This window comes from Polaromonas sp. P1_F9, assembly GCF_056405615.1.
Map to the genome: position 1 here is coordinate 23,968 of NZ_JBFUBT010000003.1, position 13,269 is coordinate 37,236.

The following is a 13,269-nucleotide window of genomic DNA, read 5'->3' on the forward strand; positions in this document are numbered from 1 at the left end:
GTTTATTTGTCAATTTCAGCTTCAGAGATGCGCATCAGGGTTGCGCGGTTGCGCACCACCAGGCCGCCCGGCTCGATCCGGATGGCTTCTTCGCGCTCCATGGATTTGAGTTCCTGGTTGACGCGCTGGCGCGAGGCGCCCAGCAGCTGTGCCAGTTCCTCCTGTGCCAGCTGCAGGCCGATTCGCACCTCGCCGCTGTCCGCCAGGCTGGGCACACCGTAGCTGCGCACCAGGTGCAGCAACTGCTTGGCCAGCCGCGCCCGCAAGGGCAGGGTGTTGAGGTCTTCCACCAGGCCGAAGAGCTGCCGTATGCGCCGTGCGTGCAGGCGCAGCAGGGCCTCGTAGAGTTCGACATGCTGGCTCAGTATCTTGCGAAGGTCGGCGCGCGAAACGCACAGCAGCGTGGTCTCGCCATGCGCATACGAGTCGTGGGTGCGCCGCTCGCCGTCGAAGATCGCCACATCGCCGACCCAAAGGCCCGGCTCCACATAGGTCAGCGTGACCTGCTTGCCCGAAATCGAGGTCGAACTGACACGGATGGCGCCCCGCGCGCAGGAGATCCATTCTTCCGGCACATCGCCGCGGGCGCTGATGAGTTCGCCGTCTTTGTAGCGTTTGACGTAGGCGCATCGAAGTATGTCGTGCCTCAGGGATGGGGACAGGGATGAAAACCAGCGGCCGTTGTTGATGGCCTCTCGTTCCTCTATCGTAAGAATGGGATCGTCCATGGTCTGTCTTTTGAGTGACTAACAAGACGTCCATTGTCGCTTGAGGGACCCGCCCGGCGCCAGCGGGCTGTCGCATGGGTGTCGCCCGGCCGGAGGCTGGGAGGGGTGGCCGGGCAGCCTGCCGCCTAGCGGTAGTGCGGCGTGCGCTTGTTCAGGAAGGCGTCTATGCCCTCGCCCGCGTTGGCGTCGTGCAGGTTGCGCACGAAGTGATCACGTTCGCGGGTGAGCTGCTCGGTCAGCGTGCTGCCGGCTGCGTCGTTGATGAGTTCCTTGATGCTGGCCAGCGCGTTGGGTGCGCGCGCATTCAGGTTGTCGGCCAGTTCAAGCGCCTGGGCCAGGGCCTCGCCCGGGGCCGTAACGCGATTCACCAGGCCAAAATCATGCAGCCGTCGCGCGCCTATGCGTTCACCGGCCATCAGCAGCTCGCTGGCCAGCGCACGCGGCAAGGCGCGCGCCAGGGTCCAGCTGCCGCCGCCGTCAGGTGAGAGCGCCACCGTGCTGTAAGACATCACGAACACGGCGTTGTCCGCTGCAACGACGAAATCGCAGGCCAGCGCCAGTGAAAAACCCGCGCCGGCGGCGGCGCCTTCCACGGCGGCGATCACCGGCTTGGGATAAGTCCGGATCGAGTCGATCCAGTTGTGCAGGCCTTCAATGCTTTGGGCTTGCACCTCCGGCGCCTCGCGGCGGTTGGCCTCCAGTCGCTGCAGGTTGCCCCCGGCGCAAAACATGGCGCCTTCGCCGGTAATCACCACACTGCGGATGTCGGGGTTGTTTTCAGCGGCATTCAGCGCCTCAATGCCCGCTGCGTAAATATCGGGGCCGAGCGCGTTCTTGAACTCGGGGTTGCTGATCGTCAGGATAAGGGTCTGACCCTCGCTCGTACCTTTGATTGCGCCTGCCATGTCAGTTGTTCCAATACGAAAGAGTGTGTAGTCGCCGAGAAGGGATTCTCACGCCAGAGGGGGCCGCGGAACTGGCTTCGCCAGGCCGCAGGCGCCGCCCCCTGAAGGGGGGAAGGTGCTACACGAAGTGAGCATCCGAAGGGGGTGCTATTCCTCCTGGTGTAACAGGCTCAGGCCGATGGCGCCGCGCCGCCGCAGCCAGGGGGAAGGGCGGTAGCGTTGGTCGCCGTAAACGGTCTGCATGTTGAACAGCACTTCCAGCACATTGGTGGGGCCATAGCGGTCACCCATGGCCAGCGGGCCCAAGGGGTAACCGAGGCCCAGCGTCACGGCCGTCTCAAGGTCTTTCGGGCTGCAAATACCTTGCTGGCAAATGTCGCTGGCGATGTTGACGATGGTGGCCACCACGCGCTGGGTGACAAAGCCGCCGCTGTCGCGGATCACGCTGACCGCTTTGCCGTCGCGGGCGAAGAGGGCATGGGCGGCGTCGCGCATGTCGGTGCGGGTGGCCGGATTGGTCGCCAGTACGCGCCGCCTGGTGGCTGCGTCGTCGATCAGCATGTCGATGCCCACGGTGCGGGCCGGGTCCAGCCGCTCCACGACGGCGACGGTGGTGATGTCAAAGCCAAGGGGCGCCACCAGCATCAGGGCCTGCGGCGATGCGGAGGCGCCGGTCTCGATTTTGGCGCCCAGGTTTTTGAGCAGTTGCAACAGCTCCGAGCGGCGTGAAGCACGCGGCGAGACCCATACGGGCGGAAGTCCGGTTACCTCAGGGACGGCCGGCTCGGGCGGAACTTGCATGGTGCCGTCGGTGTAACGATAAAAGCCTTCACCGGTCTTGCGGCCCAGCACGCCGCCGGCCAGGCGCTGCGCGGTGATCACATTGGGACGGTAGCGGGCTTCTTCGTAGTATTGGTGGTAGATTGACTCCATCACGGGATGGGAGACGTCGAGCCCGGTCAGGTCCATCAGCTCGAAAGGGCCCAGCTTGAAGCCTGCCTGGTCGCGCAGGATGCGGTCTATGGTGGCGAAGTCGGCGACGCCTTCGCTGACGATGCGCAGCGCTTCGGTGCCGTAGCCTCGGCCGGCGTGATTGACGATGAAGCCGGGCGTGTCTTGCGCCTGCACTGGTGTGTGGCCCATTTGCCGGGCGTATTGGCTGAGGCCCTCGCACACCGCGGGGCTGGTCTTCAGGCCCGCGATCACTTCCACGACTTTCATCAGCGGCACGGGGTTGAAGAAGTGATAACCGGCCATGCGCTGGGGGTGCTTGAGACCTGCGGCGATGGCCGTCACGGACAGCGAGGAGGTATTGCTTGCCAGAACGGTGTGCACAGGTACCAGCGCCTCGAGTTCCGAGAACAGGGTCTTCTTGACTTCCAGCCGCTCCACGATGGCTTCAATGATGAGGTCACAAGCCGTCAGGTCGGCGAGGGTGGAAGCCAGCAGCAGCCGGTCTTTGTGCCCGGCTGCTGCGGCTGCGTCGATGCGGCCTTTTTCAACCAGCTTGTCCCATTGGGCGCAAATGGCCTCGCGTGCTTTTTCCGCGGCGCCTGCCTGCGCGTCCATCAGCCTGACGGTGCTACCGGCCTGCACTGCGATCTGCGCAATGCCGCGCCCCATGGCGCCGGTGCCAACTATTCCCACATTCGTGTAATTTACTTCCATGCCTGAATTATGGCCGACCGTATTTGTCAGGGTCCCGTGTCAAAATTGCCAACCCCATGAAACTTGCCAAGAAGCCTGTCAAATATCTCCTTGGCGTTCTGCTGATGGGCGTTGCCGTCCACAGCATGGCCTTGTCGCTTGGGCGCATGCGCGGCGCCACTCTTGTCGGACGTCCCCTTGATGTCACCCTGTCGGCGCAACTGGACGGCGCGGAAGGGCTGTCTGCAGTCTGCGTGGCGGCTGATGTGTTTTTTGGCGACAGCCAGGTTCCCCAGGACAAAGTTCGTGTCATCACGTCGCAAGGCGCTTCCGGTGAAGCGCTGATCCGCATCCGCACAAGCTCCGGCGTCGATGAGCCGGTGGTGACACTCTATGTGCGTGAAGGATGCCTGCAGAAAAACACGCGCAAGTATGTGCTGCTGGCGGAAGTGGCCGGAGAAAACACCAGCCCGATTCCCGCTGTCGGCGGAGAAGCCGTGGCGACTGCGCCTCTGGTGGCGCAGATGCCTGGTGTTGCTGGCGCCGGCGGCAACGCCACAAAGGCACAGGCAGGCTCCGCGCCCTCCAGTCCGGGAAAAGCCCCAAGAGCGAGGTCCGGAAAAGTCCCGCCTCCCGGAGGCAGTGAATTGCGATCGGCTACTTCAGTTGGGTTGCCGCAGACAACGCCTGCTGTCCGCGGGGCTGGCAAGTCCGCATCCAAGCCGGCGGATAAGCCCCGTTCTCGCCTGAAACTTGACCCCATTGATATGGCGGCCGAGCGCGACCCTGTGCTCCGGTCTTCGCCGGAGCTGCTGACGGAGCCCTCAACAGACGCCCAGCAGCGCGCTGCCGCCGCCGCATTGTGGCAGGCGCTGAATGCCCAGCCGCAAGACATGGTGCGAGACAACCAGCGCCTGAAGTCGCTGGAAGCCGACGTTGCCGGCATGCTCGCGCAAAGCCAGAAAACCGAAAAAGCTGTGACGGAAATGCGTGGACAGCTTGAGCAGGCACGCGGCGAACGCTATAACAACTGGCTCGTATACGCCCTTTACGCCTTGCTGGCCGCCTCCCTTCTGGCGATCCTGGTACTGTGGATGCGTAGCCGACAACAAAACCGTGTCAGCCGGGGATCATGGTGGGGCAAAGGGTTTGCCGAAGACAGCGCGCCTTATGTGACTGAGGGTGCGGGTAACACCGGGAAGGCCTATTTACGCAGGGCTCCAGAAGCTGAATCGTTGAGCGCCGGGCCTTTGCCCGATTCGCTGGTTGATTTCGATCCCAGCGAACCATTTTCCGAGGCGCCGAAAAATACGCCGGCTTCAAGCGCCGTGGCGCGCCCAAGGGTTGCCGAATCCAGATTCCCTTCGGAATTTCTGCCTAGCCTGAGCGGGATCAGCAGCATGCCGCGGATTGTGAATGCCGAAGAGCTGTTTGATGTGCAGCAACAGGCCGATTTCTTCCTGTCGCTCGGCCGGCCCGACAAGGCCGTAGATGTTCTGCGCCACCACATCATGGACAACGTGGAAACAAGCGCGCTCGTCTATCTCGACCTGTTTGACCTCTATCACAGCTTGGGACGCCGGGAGGATTACGACGCGTTGCGTACGGACTTCAACAAGATGTTCAATGCCAAGGTGCCGGCATTCGACGAATACGCGGCGAATACGCACGATCTGGAGTATTACACGGAGGCCCTCTCGCGGATTGAGGCCCTCTGGCCAACGCCCAAGGTACTCGACGTACTTGAAGAGTCCATATTCCGCAAACCGGATTCGCGGGGAGAGGTCTTCAGCCTGGCCGCCTATCGCGAGCTGTTGCTCCTCCACTCGATCGCAAAAAGGATTGTTAGCCGGCCGCCCGGCGAAGCCGAAGCACTGGTCAAACCATCGGACGCACCGTCGATTCCGACCATGCCGGATACGCTCCCAAGCGTCGCAGGCTTTGGACCCACCAGCATCCAGCCGCTGTCAGCCCGGTTCCAGATCGTAGCGCCCTTGCCATCTCCTGCCGTGGCAGGTGCAACCGACCCGACGCAGCCTCCCGCGTCCCCCCGGCTTGGCCTTGATATTGATTTGAGTGCAGGTGAGGGTGGGGACCTGGCGCCGTTTCCATCGATCGACGCTGGTGCGCGGCCGCCGCAAGCCGCTGCCAACAATCTCATCGAGTTTGACCTCGACTTTCCAGATTCTTCAGGGTCGACGCAGAAAACTTGAGCGAAAGTTTCAGCTTGGGCTCCGTTTTGCGAGCACCTGACCAGGCTGGGCGCGTTGCGTCAGCGCCGTACTTGCAGGGCACCCGGATTGACGATATTGGTAGGCGTGCCCTTGATGAAGTTGACAACATTGTCAAACGCCGCACCAAAGTACAGCTCGTAGCTGTCCTGTTCAACATAGCCGATATGCGGCGTGCAAATGCAATTTTCGAGACGGAGCAGCGCATGGCCTTGCAGGATGGGCTCTGATTCAAACACATCAATGGCCGCCAGGCCGGGCCGTCCGCGATTGAGGGATGCAATCAGCGCTTCCGGTTCGATAAGCTCCGCCCTTGACGTATTCACCAGCAGGGACGTGGTTTTCATGCGCGACAGGTCTTCCAGTGTGACGATGCCGCGTGTCTCCGCGTTGAGCCGCAGGTGAAGGCTCAATACATCGCTTTGCTCAAAGAATTCGGCTTTGCTGGCTGCGACTTCAAAGCCATCGGCCTGTGCCCGCTCCAGCGACGCGTCGCGGCCCCAAATGACGACACGCATGCCGAAGGCCCTGCCGTAGCCGGCCACAATTTGCCCGATCTTCCCGTAGCTCCATACCCCCAATGTCTTGCCCTTGAGGACGGAGCCAATGCCGAAGTTGGGTGGCATCGAGGCTGACTTGAGCCCTGCCTGCTGCCAGGCGCCATGCTTCAAGTGGGCTACATAGTGGGGAATGCGGCGCATGGCGGTCATCACCAGTGCCCAGGTCAGCTCCGCGGGTGCCGTAGGAGACCCAATGCCCTCGGCAACCGCGATGCCGCGTTCTGTGCAAGCCGCGACATCTATATGGCTTCCGACACGGCCTGTCTGGGCAATCAGCTTGAGTTTGGGCAGCTTTTCAATAACTTGCCGGTTGAGCTGGGTTCTCTCCCGGATCAGGACGATGACATCGGCATCCTTGAGGCGGACGGACAGCTGGCCGATGCCTTTAACGGTATTGGTATAGACCTTGGCGGGGTAGGCTTCAAGCTTGGCCGCGCAGGTCAGCTTCCGCACCGCGTCCTGGTAGTCGTCGAGGATCACAATATTCATGCCGATATTGTGCCTGCAAGATTTTTCTTCCTTTCCGCCGGGGTCACTTCCGACTTGGGATTTTGTATCTCAAGGAAACGCGCCAGATTGCGCCGCAAAACGCCCAGGGCTGAACTTTTGGCAGGTGTTTTCCGTACCGGTTATCGCAAAGGGGCTTCCCGCTGGCTCATGCGCTCAAGTTCTGCACAGACGTCGGCCATGCGGCCGGATATCACCATACGGCCGGCACACGCAGGGCTGACGTTGGAATCAAACTCACGAACAACTCGCAGCCGGCTGGGGCGGGACTCCTTGACAGAGCGTTGGACGGCAAGAGCGCCGGTTGCGCGCGCAGTCGGGGCGCGCGTTGCCGCGAAATCGCCGGAAGCAAAGGGTAGCGCAAGCTGGTGAGATCTGAGCTGTGCGCCGGCTGGCGCGGAAAGCCGGCTTGCCCCAGCCATGCCCTGCGCCGGCAAAAACAATGACACCAATGCCTGCACGGGTGCAAGCAACACTGACAACATTGGTGAGTATGAAAAACTGGTGATTCCCATGATGAACTCCTGTATGAGAGAGGTTTACACAGGCAGGATTGCAGACTGGCAAATTGCCAGGAAGGCCTCGCACCAGGGTGTTGGCCACCACAAAGGCCAAACGCCCGCCACCTGGTGCGCGGCCAGGTGAGCGGCCTACATCAGCATCGTGTTGCGAATGAGACCGACGGCCAGGCCTTCCAGCTCGAAAGGCTCACCGGGCTCGACCACAATGGTTTTAAAGTCCGGGTTTTCGGGCAGGAGTTCGATCAGGTGCTTGTTGCGGCGAAAGCGCTTGACGGTCACTTCATCACCCAGCCGGGCCACGACAATCTGACCATTCTTGGCTTCCTTGGATTGCTTGACGGCCAGCAGGTCGCCATCCATGATGCCTGCGTCCCGCATGCTCATGCCGCGGACCTTGAGCAGGTAGTCGGGCTGGCGCTGAAACAGGCTGCTTTCAAAATAATAGGTTTGCTCGACATGTTCCTGCGCGAGAATCGGGCTGCCAGCAGCAACCCGCCCCACCAGAGGTAGGGCGAGTTGGGCCAGGCTTTGCAACGGCAGGGAAAACTGTTTGATTCTGGATTCGTTCAGGCTGCGAAGGGCGTCGTTGCGCAGACGTATGCCGCGTGAGGTCCCGCTGACCAGCTCGATGACGCCTTTGCGGGCCAGCGCCTGCAAGTGCTCCTCGGCGGCATTGGCAGAGCGAAAGCCAAGCTCGGCGGCGATTTCAGCACGGGTAGGCGGGGCGCCCGTGCGCGCGATGGCGCTCTGGATCAATTCCAGAATTTGCTGCTGGCGCGCAGTGAGCTTGGGAGCCTCAGGGGGAAAATGCGAAAAGTTATCGAGTGTGCTCATCACTGTTGCTCCTTGAATCACAACTTAAGCCCGCTTGCGTATTGCCTGCTGGCTTTGGGTACGCAACGTTGCCGTAGCTGTTTTAATATCCAGTAACTGTATTTTCATCCAGTTTTTAAAAGATTGCAAGTTTACGTTTTATGCATCCTCAAAATATTGTGATTCTGGGCACTGGCGGCACGATTGCCGGGCAGGCTGCGAGTGCGTCGGACAACATCGGCTATATCGCTGCCCAGGTGGGCGTTGAACAACTTGTTGCGGCGGTCCCGCCTTTGGCCAGGTTCGGCCCCCTGATGACCGAGCAGGTCGCGCAGGTCGACAGCAAGGACATGAGCTTCGAGGTATGGGTGCGGCTGGCCGGCCGCGTCAGTCACTTTCTGGCCCAGCCGGACGTGCAGGGCATTGTCATCACGCACGGAACGGACACGCTGGAAGAAACAGCATATTTCCTTCATGCGGTGTGCCGCCCCGATAAACCTGTGGTGCTGACCTGCGCCATGCGGCCCGCGACGGCGCTGGTGCCTGACGGCCCCCAGAACATGCTGGATGCCATGGCGGTGGCGCGTCATGCAGGGGCTAGGGGTGTTGTTGCGGTGTGTGCCGGAACCATCCACAGCGCGCTGGACGTGCAGAAAGTGCATACCTACAAGGTGGACGCCTTTGACTCCGGTGATGCCGGGCCGATTGGCTATGTGGAGGAAGGATCGCTCAGGTTAATGCGAAATTGGCCTGAAGCCCATGTAAAACAAGCACTAGCAGCTATCAAAATGATAGTAAACCCCATAATTCCGTTCCAGTGGCCGCGCGTTGAGATTGTCATGAACCATGCCGGCGCCAGTGGTGCGGTCGTGGACGCGTTGCTGGTGCAGGGTATTCAGGGGCTGGTGGTGGCTGCCACGGGTAATGGCACCTTGCACCATGCGCTGGAAGCGGCCTTGCTTCGTGCGCGGTCTGCGGGGGTGCGGGTCGTCTGTGCGACAAGGTGTCTCAATGGCCGGGTCTTGCCCACACCGGGGGATCTGTTTTCTGATTCGCAGGGGCTGAGCCCCGTGAAGGCGAGGATAGCGATGATGCTTGAGCTGTTGGCGCAAAGCTGAACCCCGACTTCCGATTCCGGTCTGCCGGGAACGGAATGAAAAAAGCCGTCGGGCTGACGGCTCTGGGATGCAGATGGATTCGCTGGAGGCTCGATTCAACCCGCCAGCGCTTTGAACGCCCGGGCGGTGATCTCGTCAACACCGCCCATGCCGCTGATGGCACGGTATTTTGGGGCCAGTTCAGGCTCTGACTTTGCCCAGCTGGAGTAGTACTCCACCAGCGGACGGGTCTGGGCGCTGTAAACCTCCAGGCGCTTGCGGACGGTTTCTTCCTTGTCGTCATCGCGCTGGATCAGCGACTCGCCGGTCACATCGTCTTTGCCTTCGACCTTGGGCGGATTGAACTTGACGTGATAGGTACGGCCTGAGGCGGGGTGCGAACGGCGTCCGCTCATGCGCTCGATGATGGCGTCGAAGGGGACGTCGATTTCAAGAACGTAATCCAGCTTGACGCCGGCAGACTTCATGGCGTCGGCCTGCGGAATGGTGCGCGGAAAGCCGTCAAACAGAAAGCCCTTGGCGCAGTCGGGCTGGGCAATGCGCTCTTTGACCAGATTGATGATCAGGTCGTCGCTGACCAGTGCACCCGAGTCCATGATTTTTTTGGCTTCAATGCCCAGCTGCGTGCCGGCTTTGACGGCCGCACGAAGCATGTCGCCGGTGGAAATCTGGGGAATGCCGTACTTCTGGCAGATGAAGGTCGCTTGCGTCCCTTTGCCCGCGCCAGGCGCGCCCAACAAAATCAGTCTCATGGATGTCCTCGGATTTTATGAATTCTTGAAGTCAGTCCCGAACCGCCGGCCGGTTTCCGCAGGGGCTGCTTGACAGGTATGGAGGGCTGCCGACACGTCCTGCAGGCCTCACACTTGTGTTTTTCCCAAGGATAGCATGCACCCCTGACAGCAACTTACGAGCCGGCGTTATGCCAGGAGGGCAGGTCAGGAAAACAGCTTGCGGGCAAGGTCCAGGTCTTCCGGGGTGTCAACGCCCGGCCCGGGCGCGTCGCCGGTGATGTGCACGGCGATGCGATGGCCGTGCCACAGCGCCCGGAGTTGCTCAAGGCACTCCAGTTGCTCGAGTGGCGACTGGGGAAGGCGCGGGAACTCCCGCAGAAATCCCACCCGGTAGCCGTAAATGCCGACGTGCCGGAGTGGCCGGGGCAGGCTGCTGCCGGCCTCCCACCACGCCTTGCCGGTAAAGTCGCGCGCGGCCGGAATGGGTGAGCGGCTGAAGTAAAGGGCCGTATGGCGCGCGTCAAGCACCACCTTGACCACGTTGGGGTTGTTCAGGTCGGCCAGCTGCTGGATGGCATGCGCCGCCGTGCTCATGGCGCAGTCCGGGCGCACGATGAGCAGGCGCGCGACCGCGTCGATCAAGGCCGGGTCAATCAGCGGCTCGTCACCTTGCACGTTCACCACAATGTCGTCGTCCGCGAGTCCCAGCACGCTGCAGGCTTCCGCAAGCCGGTCGCTGCCGCTGGGGTGGTCTCCTCGTGTCAGCACGGCGACGATGCCGAAAGACGCGCATTTTTCGATGATTTCGTCGCTGTCGGTTGCGACGACGGTGCGCAGGGCAGTGCTCTGCATCGCGCGCTGCGCCACACGCACGACCATGGGTGCGCCGCCGATGTCGGCCAGCGGCTTGTTGGGCAGGCGTGTAGAGGCCAGTCTGGCCGGAATGAGGACGGTGAAGCTCATGCTTTCGGGGTCTTGCCTGTGTTTTTCAAGGACCCGTTCACAGGCCGAGCTCTTCGTCGGTCAAGGTCCGCGCTTCGCTTTCCAGCAGCACGGGAAGCCCGTCGCGTACCGGGTAGGCGAGGCGGGCGCTGCGGGAAACAAGTTCCTGTTTTTCCTGGTCGTAGTCGAGCGGGCCTTTGGTCACAGGGCAGACCAGCAGTTCAAGCAGTTTGGTGTCCATGGCCTGATGGTAAGGGAGAAATCAGCGGGGCCAGCCGGGCATCGAGTGCGGCAAAGAACGCTGGTTCGGGCGTAAACACCAAAGGCACGGCCAGAACCTCCTTTTGTGACGTGCCCTGCAGTGCAAAAAGCTTGACAGCGTCTTTTTCGGTGCACAGCACCACACGCCCTCTGAGTGCCTCCGCTTCCAGGTCTTGATCGGTGAAGTCATGGTGGTCGGGCAGGGCCGTTGTGGCCTGCAGCGTCAGGCCGGTTTCCCTCAGCATTCCGAAAAATGCTTCAGGATTGGCTATGCCCGCAAGTGCCGCCAGAGGCCGGCCCCGCAGGCTCGCCAGCGAGACCGGTTCGTCCCGGGCGGAATAAGCTTCGTTGCCCAGTTTCCGGTTGGAAACAAACCCTTCAAATGCCGGTTTTTGCCCGGTGTGCAGCACAAAATTCAAGCCAACCCGTTCGCGTGCGGGCCAGGGCTCACGCAACGGGCCTGCCGGTAGCAGCCAGCCGTTCCCCACACCTCGGTCGTCGAACACGGCAATCTCGATATCGCGCTGCAGGGCGTAGTGTTGCAGACCGTCGTCACACACGACTACAGCCGTGCCCGGATATGCCGCAAGCAATGCGCGCACGGCGTCTGCGCGCTTGCCGGCAACAAAAACAGGCGCACCCGTTGCGCGCTTGATAAGGGCCGGCTCGTCGCCTGTGAGATGAGGGGATCCGCCGGGGACCACCTCCAGGCAGGCGGTGCCGTGCCGTCCATAACCTCGCGACACCACCCCTACCCGTATCTGTTGCGCCTGCAGATGTTTCACTAGGGCAATCACCAGCGGTGTTTTTCCGGCGCCGCCGGCGATGACGTTTCCGACCACGATCACCGGAACGCCAAAATATTCGGACCGGAGAATGTGACGGCGATACAGCACCCACCGCAGCCGCACGACCAGGCCATAGGCCTGGGCCAGCGGCCAGAGCAGGCATGCCAGCCAACCCCGTTTGCGCCAGGCATTCTGCAAAATCTGTTTCACGTGATGACAGCCATTTCGCCGCGAAGGCTGCATGGAATGGGCAACCGGCCCTGGCCTATCTGGCCCCGGCCGTTGCGGCGCTTTGCGTTGCAAATGTGATTTGCGTCAGCCCCTGGCGGCGTGCGGCCTCCATGACGGTGATGACGGCTTGATGTGTGGCGTTTGCATCAGCGCTGATGATGATGACGCTTTCCTTGCCGGCTTTCGCTGCTTCGGCCAGCGCGGCTCCCAGCACTTCGATGCCACGGCCTTCCACCAGAGTCTTGTTGACCATGTAGCGGCCGTCGCTGCTCACGGCAACGATGACTTCCTTGGGATAGTCGCGCTGCTGTTCGGCGTTGGCGATCGGCAGCTTGACCTGAAGTTCGGTGAACTTGCTGTAGGTGGTGGACAGCATCAGGAAGATCAGCACCACGAGCAGCACATCGATGAAGGGGATCAGGTTGATCTCCGGCTCGTCATGAGGATGGGGTCGGAAGTTCATTTTCTGAGGGTATTGAGGTGGCGTACAAAACGCTCGGCCGCCAGCTCCATCGTCAGCAGATATCCGTCCACGCGCGCCCGGAAATAGCGCCAGAAAATCAGCGAGGGAATGGCCACCATCAGGCCGAAAGCCGTGTTGTAGAGCGCAATCGAAATGCCTTGTGCCAACTGGGCGGGGTTTCCGCCGGCGGCATTGCTCACACTTCCACCACCTGCCTGGGAGCCGAAAATCTCGATCATGCCTATGACTGTGCCCAGCAGGCCGAGCAGGGGGGCGGCAGAGGCGATGGTGGCCAGGGCTGCCAGATACCGCTCCAGCTTGTGGGCCGCCTTGCGTCCGGCGCCTTCCAGCGTGGAACGCAGGTCATCTTCGCTGATCCGTGGATTGGTATTCAGCGCGCGAAAACCGCTGGCAAGAACTTCGCCGAGCAGCGAATTTTGTTCAAGCTGCGCCACGACATCGGGGGAGGGGACGGAGGCGCGGGAGACGGTGATGGCTTCGTCAAGCAGCTTGGCGGGGGCGACTTTTCGGGTTTTTAGGCTGGTAAAACGCTCGATAACCAGAGCAAGGGCCAAGACAGAGCAGGCAACCAGGGGCCAAATCGGCCAACCTGCGGCTTGTATGATCGAAAACAATGCACATCTCCAGGCAGTAAGTTGTGGTGGATTATGGCTTACAGAAACTGCCATCTCGTTGCAGCCGAGCCTGATCTGTTAAATGTTCGCAACAACGTCATCGGTGTCAGACGTAGCCCACAGAAGCTGTGGATAACTTTGTTAGCAAGTGGTGGCGCAGCGGCCTGCAAGCCGCGTCAAATCGT

13 protein-coding genes are annotated in these 13,269 nt (G+C 61.5%); 2 read left to right on the top strand and 11 right to left on the bottom strand.

All coding sequences use genetic code 11. The annotated features are described in order from the left end of the window. Positions 1-2: 2 nt before the first annotated feature. From AC1DYR_RS09070 to AC1DYR_RS09080, 3 genes are all read right to left on the bottom strand, one after another. On the bottom strand, positions 3-728 hold the full coding sequence (locus tag AC1DYR_RS09070; RefSeq protein ID WP_457280750.1) for a Crp/Fnr family transcriptional regulator: 726 nt from the start codon (positions 726-728) through the stop codon (positions 3-5). A 125-nt stretch (positions 729-853) separates the two neighbouring features. Next, a complete protein-coding gene (locus AC1DYR_RS09075) occupies positions 854-1,633 on the bottom strand; it encodes an oxepin-CoA hydrolase, alternative type (protein ID WP_477704829.1) in 780 nt (259 codons plus the stop codon). Between the two features lie 147 nt (positions 1,634-1,780). Further along, positions 1,781-3,301: a 3-hydroxyacyl-CoA dehydrogenase gene (locus tag AC1DYR_RS09080; protein WP_477704830.1), complete on the bottom strand. Its 1,521-nt coding sequence runs from the start codon at positions 3,299-3,301 to the stop codon at positions 1,781-1,783. A 56-nt stretch (positions 3,302-3,357) separates the two neighbouring features. On the opposite strand from AC1DYR_RS09080, the gene AC1DYR_RS09085 reads away from it, so the two are divergent. Then, positions 3,358-5,493, top strand: coding sequence for a type IV pilus assembly protein FimV (locus AC1DYR_RS09085; RefSeq protein WP_477704831.1), 2,136 nt, complete (start codon positions 3,358-3,360; stop codon positions 5,491-5,493). Between the two features lie 59 nt (positions 5,494-5,552). Here AC1DYR_RS09085 and AC1DYR_RS09090 read toward each other — a convergent pair whose 3' ends face one another. Both AC1DYR_RS09090 and lexA read right to left on the bottom strand, forming a co-directional pair. Then, complete coding sequence (locus tag AC1DYR_RS09090) at positions 5,553-6,560, bottom strand: D-2-hydroxyacid dehydrogenase family protein (RefSeq protein ID WP_477704832.1); 1,008 nt, start codon at positions 6,558-6,560, stop codon at positions 5,553-5,555. Between the two features lie 668 nt (positions 6,561-7,228). Further along, the gene (lexA, locus tag AC1DYR_RS09095) at positions 7,229-7,933 is read right to left on the bottom strand and encodes a transcriptional repressor LexA (protein ID WP_477648741.1); all 705 of its coding nucleotides are present in this window, start codon (positions 7,931-7,933) and stop codon (positions 7,229-7,231) included. Between the two features lie 140 nt (positions 7,934-8,073). Between lexA and AC1DYR_RS09100 the strand changes: the two genes are divergently transcribed. Then, positions 8,074-9,030 (top strand): asparaginase, encoded by a 957-nt coding sequence (locus AC1DYR_RS09100; protein WP_477704833.1) that lies wholly within the window; start codon positions 8,074-8,076, stop codon positions 9,028-9,030. Between the two features lie 95 nt (positions 9,031-9,125). On the opposite strand, the gene adk is transcribed toward AC1DYR_RS09100, so the two are convergent. The 6 genes from adk to AC1DYR_RS09130 all read right to left on the bottom strand — a co-directional run bounded on the left by adk (position 9,126) and on the right by AC1DYR_RS09130 (position 13,084). Beyond that, the gene (gene adk / locus AC1DYR_RS09105; RefSeq protein WP_477704834.1) at positions 9,126-9,782 is read right to left on the bottom strand and encodes an adenylate kinase; all 657 of its coding nucleotides are present in this window, start codon (positions 9,780-9,782) and stop codon (positions 9,126-9,128) included. A gap of 186 nt (positions 9,783-9,968) precedes the next feature. Next, on the bottom strand, positions 9,969-10,727 hold the full coding sequence (gene kdsB, locus AC1DYR_RS09110) for a 3-deoxy-manno-octulosonate cytidylyltransferase (RefSeq protein WP_477704835.1): 759 nt from the start codon (positions 10,725-10,727) through the stop codon (positions 9,969-9,971). Positions 10,728-10,764: 37 nt separating this feature from the next. Then, a complete protein-coding gene (locus tag AC1DYR_RS09115) occupies positions 10,765-10,947 on the bottom strand; it encodes a Trm112 family protein (RefSeq protein WP_477704836.1) in 183 nt (60 codons plus the stop codon). Then, positions 10,928-11,998, bottom strand: coding sequence for a tetraacyldisaccharide 4'-kinase (gene lpxK, locus AC1DYR_RS09120; protein ID WP_477704837.1), 1,071 nt, complete (start codon positions 11,996-11,998; stop codon positions 10,928-10,930). Before lpxK ends, AC1DYR_RS09115 begins: the two co-directional genes overlap by 20 nt. Before the next feature lie 22 nt (positions 11,999-12,020). Continuing rightward, positions 12,021-12,449 (bottom strand): ExbD/TolR family protein, encoded by a 429-nt coding sequence (locus AC1DYR_RS09125; RefSeq protein WP_457280760.1) that lies wholly within the window; start codon positions 12,447-12,449, stop codon positions 12,021-12,023. Next, positions 12,446-13,084 (bottom strand): MotA/TolQ/ExbB proton channel family protein, encoded by a 639-nt coding sequence (locus tag AC1DYR_RS09130; RefSeq protein WP_477705215.1) that lies wholly within the window; start codon positions 13,082-13,084, stop codon positions 12,446-12,448. The genes AC1DYR_RS09125 and AC1DYR_RS09130 overlap by 4 nt, the downstream gene beginning before the upstream one ends. Positions 13,085-13,269 lie beyond the last annotated feature (185 nt).

Bases quoted from the DNA above. Each gene is read 5' to 3' on its own strand.
- AC1DYR_RS09070 (WP_457280750.1), bottom strand. From the start codon at position 728: ATGGACGATCCCATTCTTACGATAGAGGAACGAGAGGCCATCAACAAC.
- AC1DYR_RS09075 (WP_477704829.1), bottom strand. From the start codon at position 1,633: ATGGCAGGCGCAATCAAAGGTACGAGCGAGGGTCAGACCCTTATCCTG.
- AC1DYR_RS09080 (WP_477704830.1), bottom strand. From the start codon at position 3,301: ATGGAAGTAAATTACACGAATGTGGGAATAGTTGGCACCGGCGCCATG.
- AC1DYR_RS09085 (WP_477704831.1), top strand. From the start codon at position 3,358: ATGAAACTTGCCAAGAAGCCTGTCAAATATCTCCTTGGCGTTCTGCTG.
- AC1DYR_RS09090 (WP_477704832.1), bottom strand. From the start codon at position 6,560: ATGAATATTGTGATCCTCGACGACTACCAGGACGCGGTGCGGAAGCTG.
- lexA (WP_477648741.1), bottom strand. From the start codon at position 7,933: ATGAGCACACTCGATAACTTTTCGCATTTTCCCCCTGAGGCTCCCAAG.
- AC1DYR_RS09100 (WP_477704833.1), top strand. From the start codon at position 8,074: ATGCATCCTCAAAATATTGTGATTCTGGGCACTGGCGGCACGATTGCC.
- adk (WP_477704834.1), bottom strand. From the start codon at position 9,782: ATGAGACTGATTTTGTTGGGCGCGCCTGGCGCGGGCAAAGGGACGCAA.
- kdsB (WP_477704835.1), bottom strand. From the start codon at position 10,727: ATGAGCTTCACCGTCCTCATTCCGGCCAGACTGGCCTCTACACGCCTG.
- AC1DYR_RS09115 (WP_477704836.1), bottom strand. From the start codon at position 10,947: ATGGACACCAAACTGCTTGAACTGCTGGTCTGCCCTGTGACCAAAGGC.
- lpxK (WP_477704837.1), bottom strand. From the start codon at position 11,998: ATGCAGCCTTCGCGGCGAAATGGCTGTCATCACGTGAAACAGATTTTG.
- AC1DYR_RS09125 (WP_457280760.1), bottom strand. From the start codon at position 12,449: ATGAACTTCCGACCCCATCCTCATGACGAGCCGGAGATCAACCTGATC.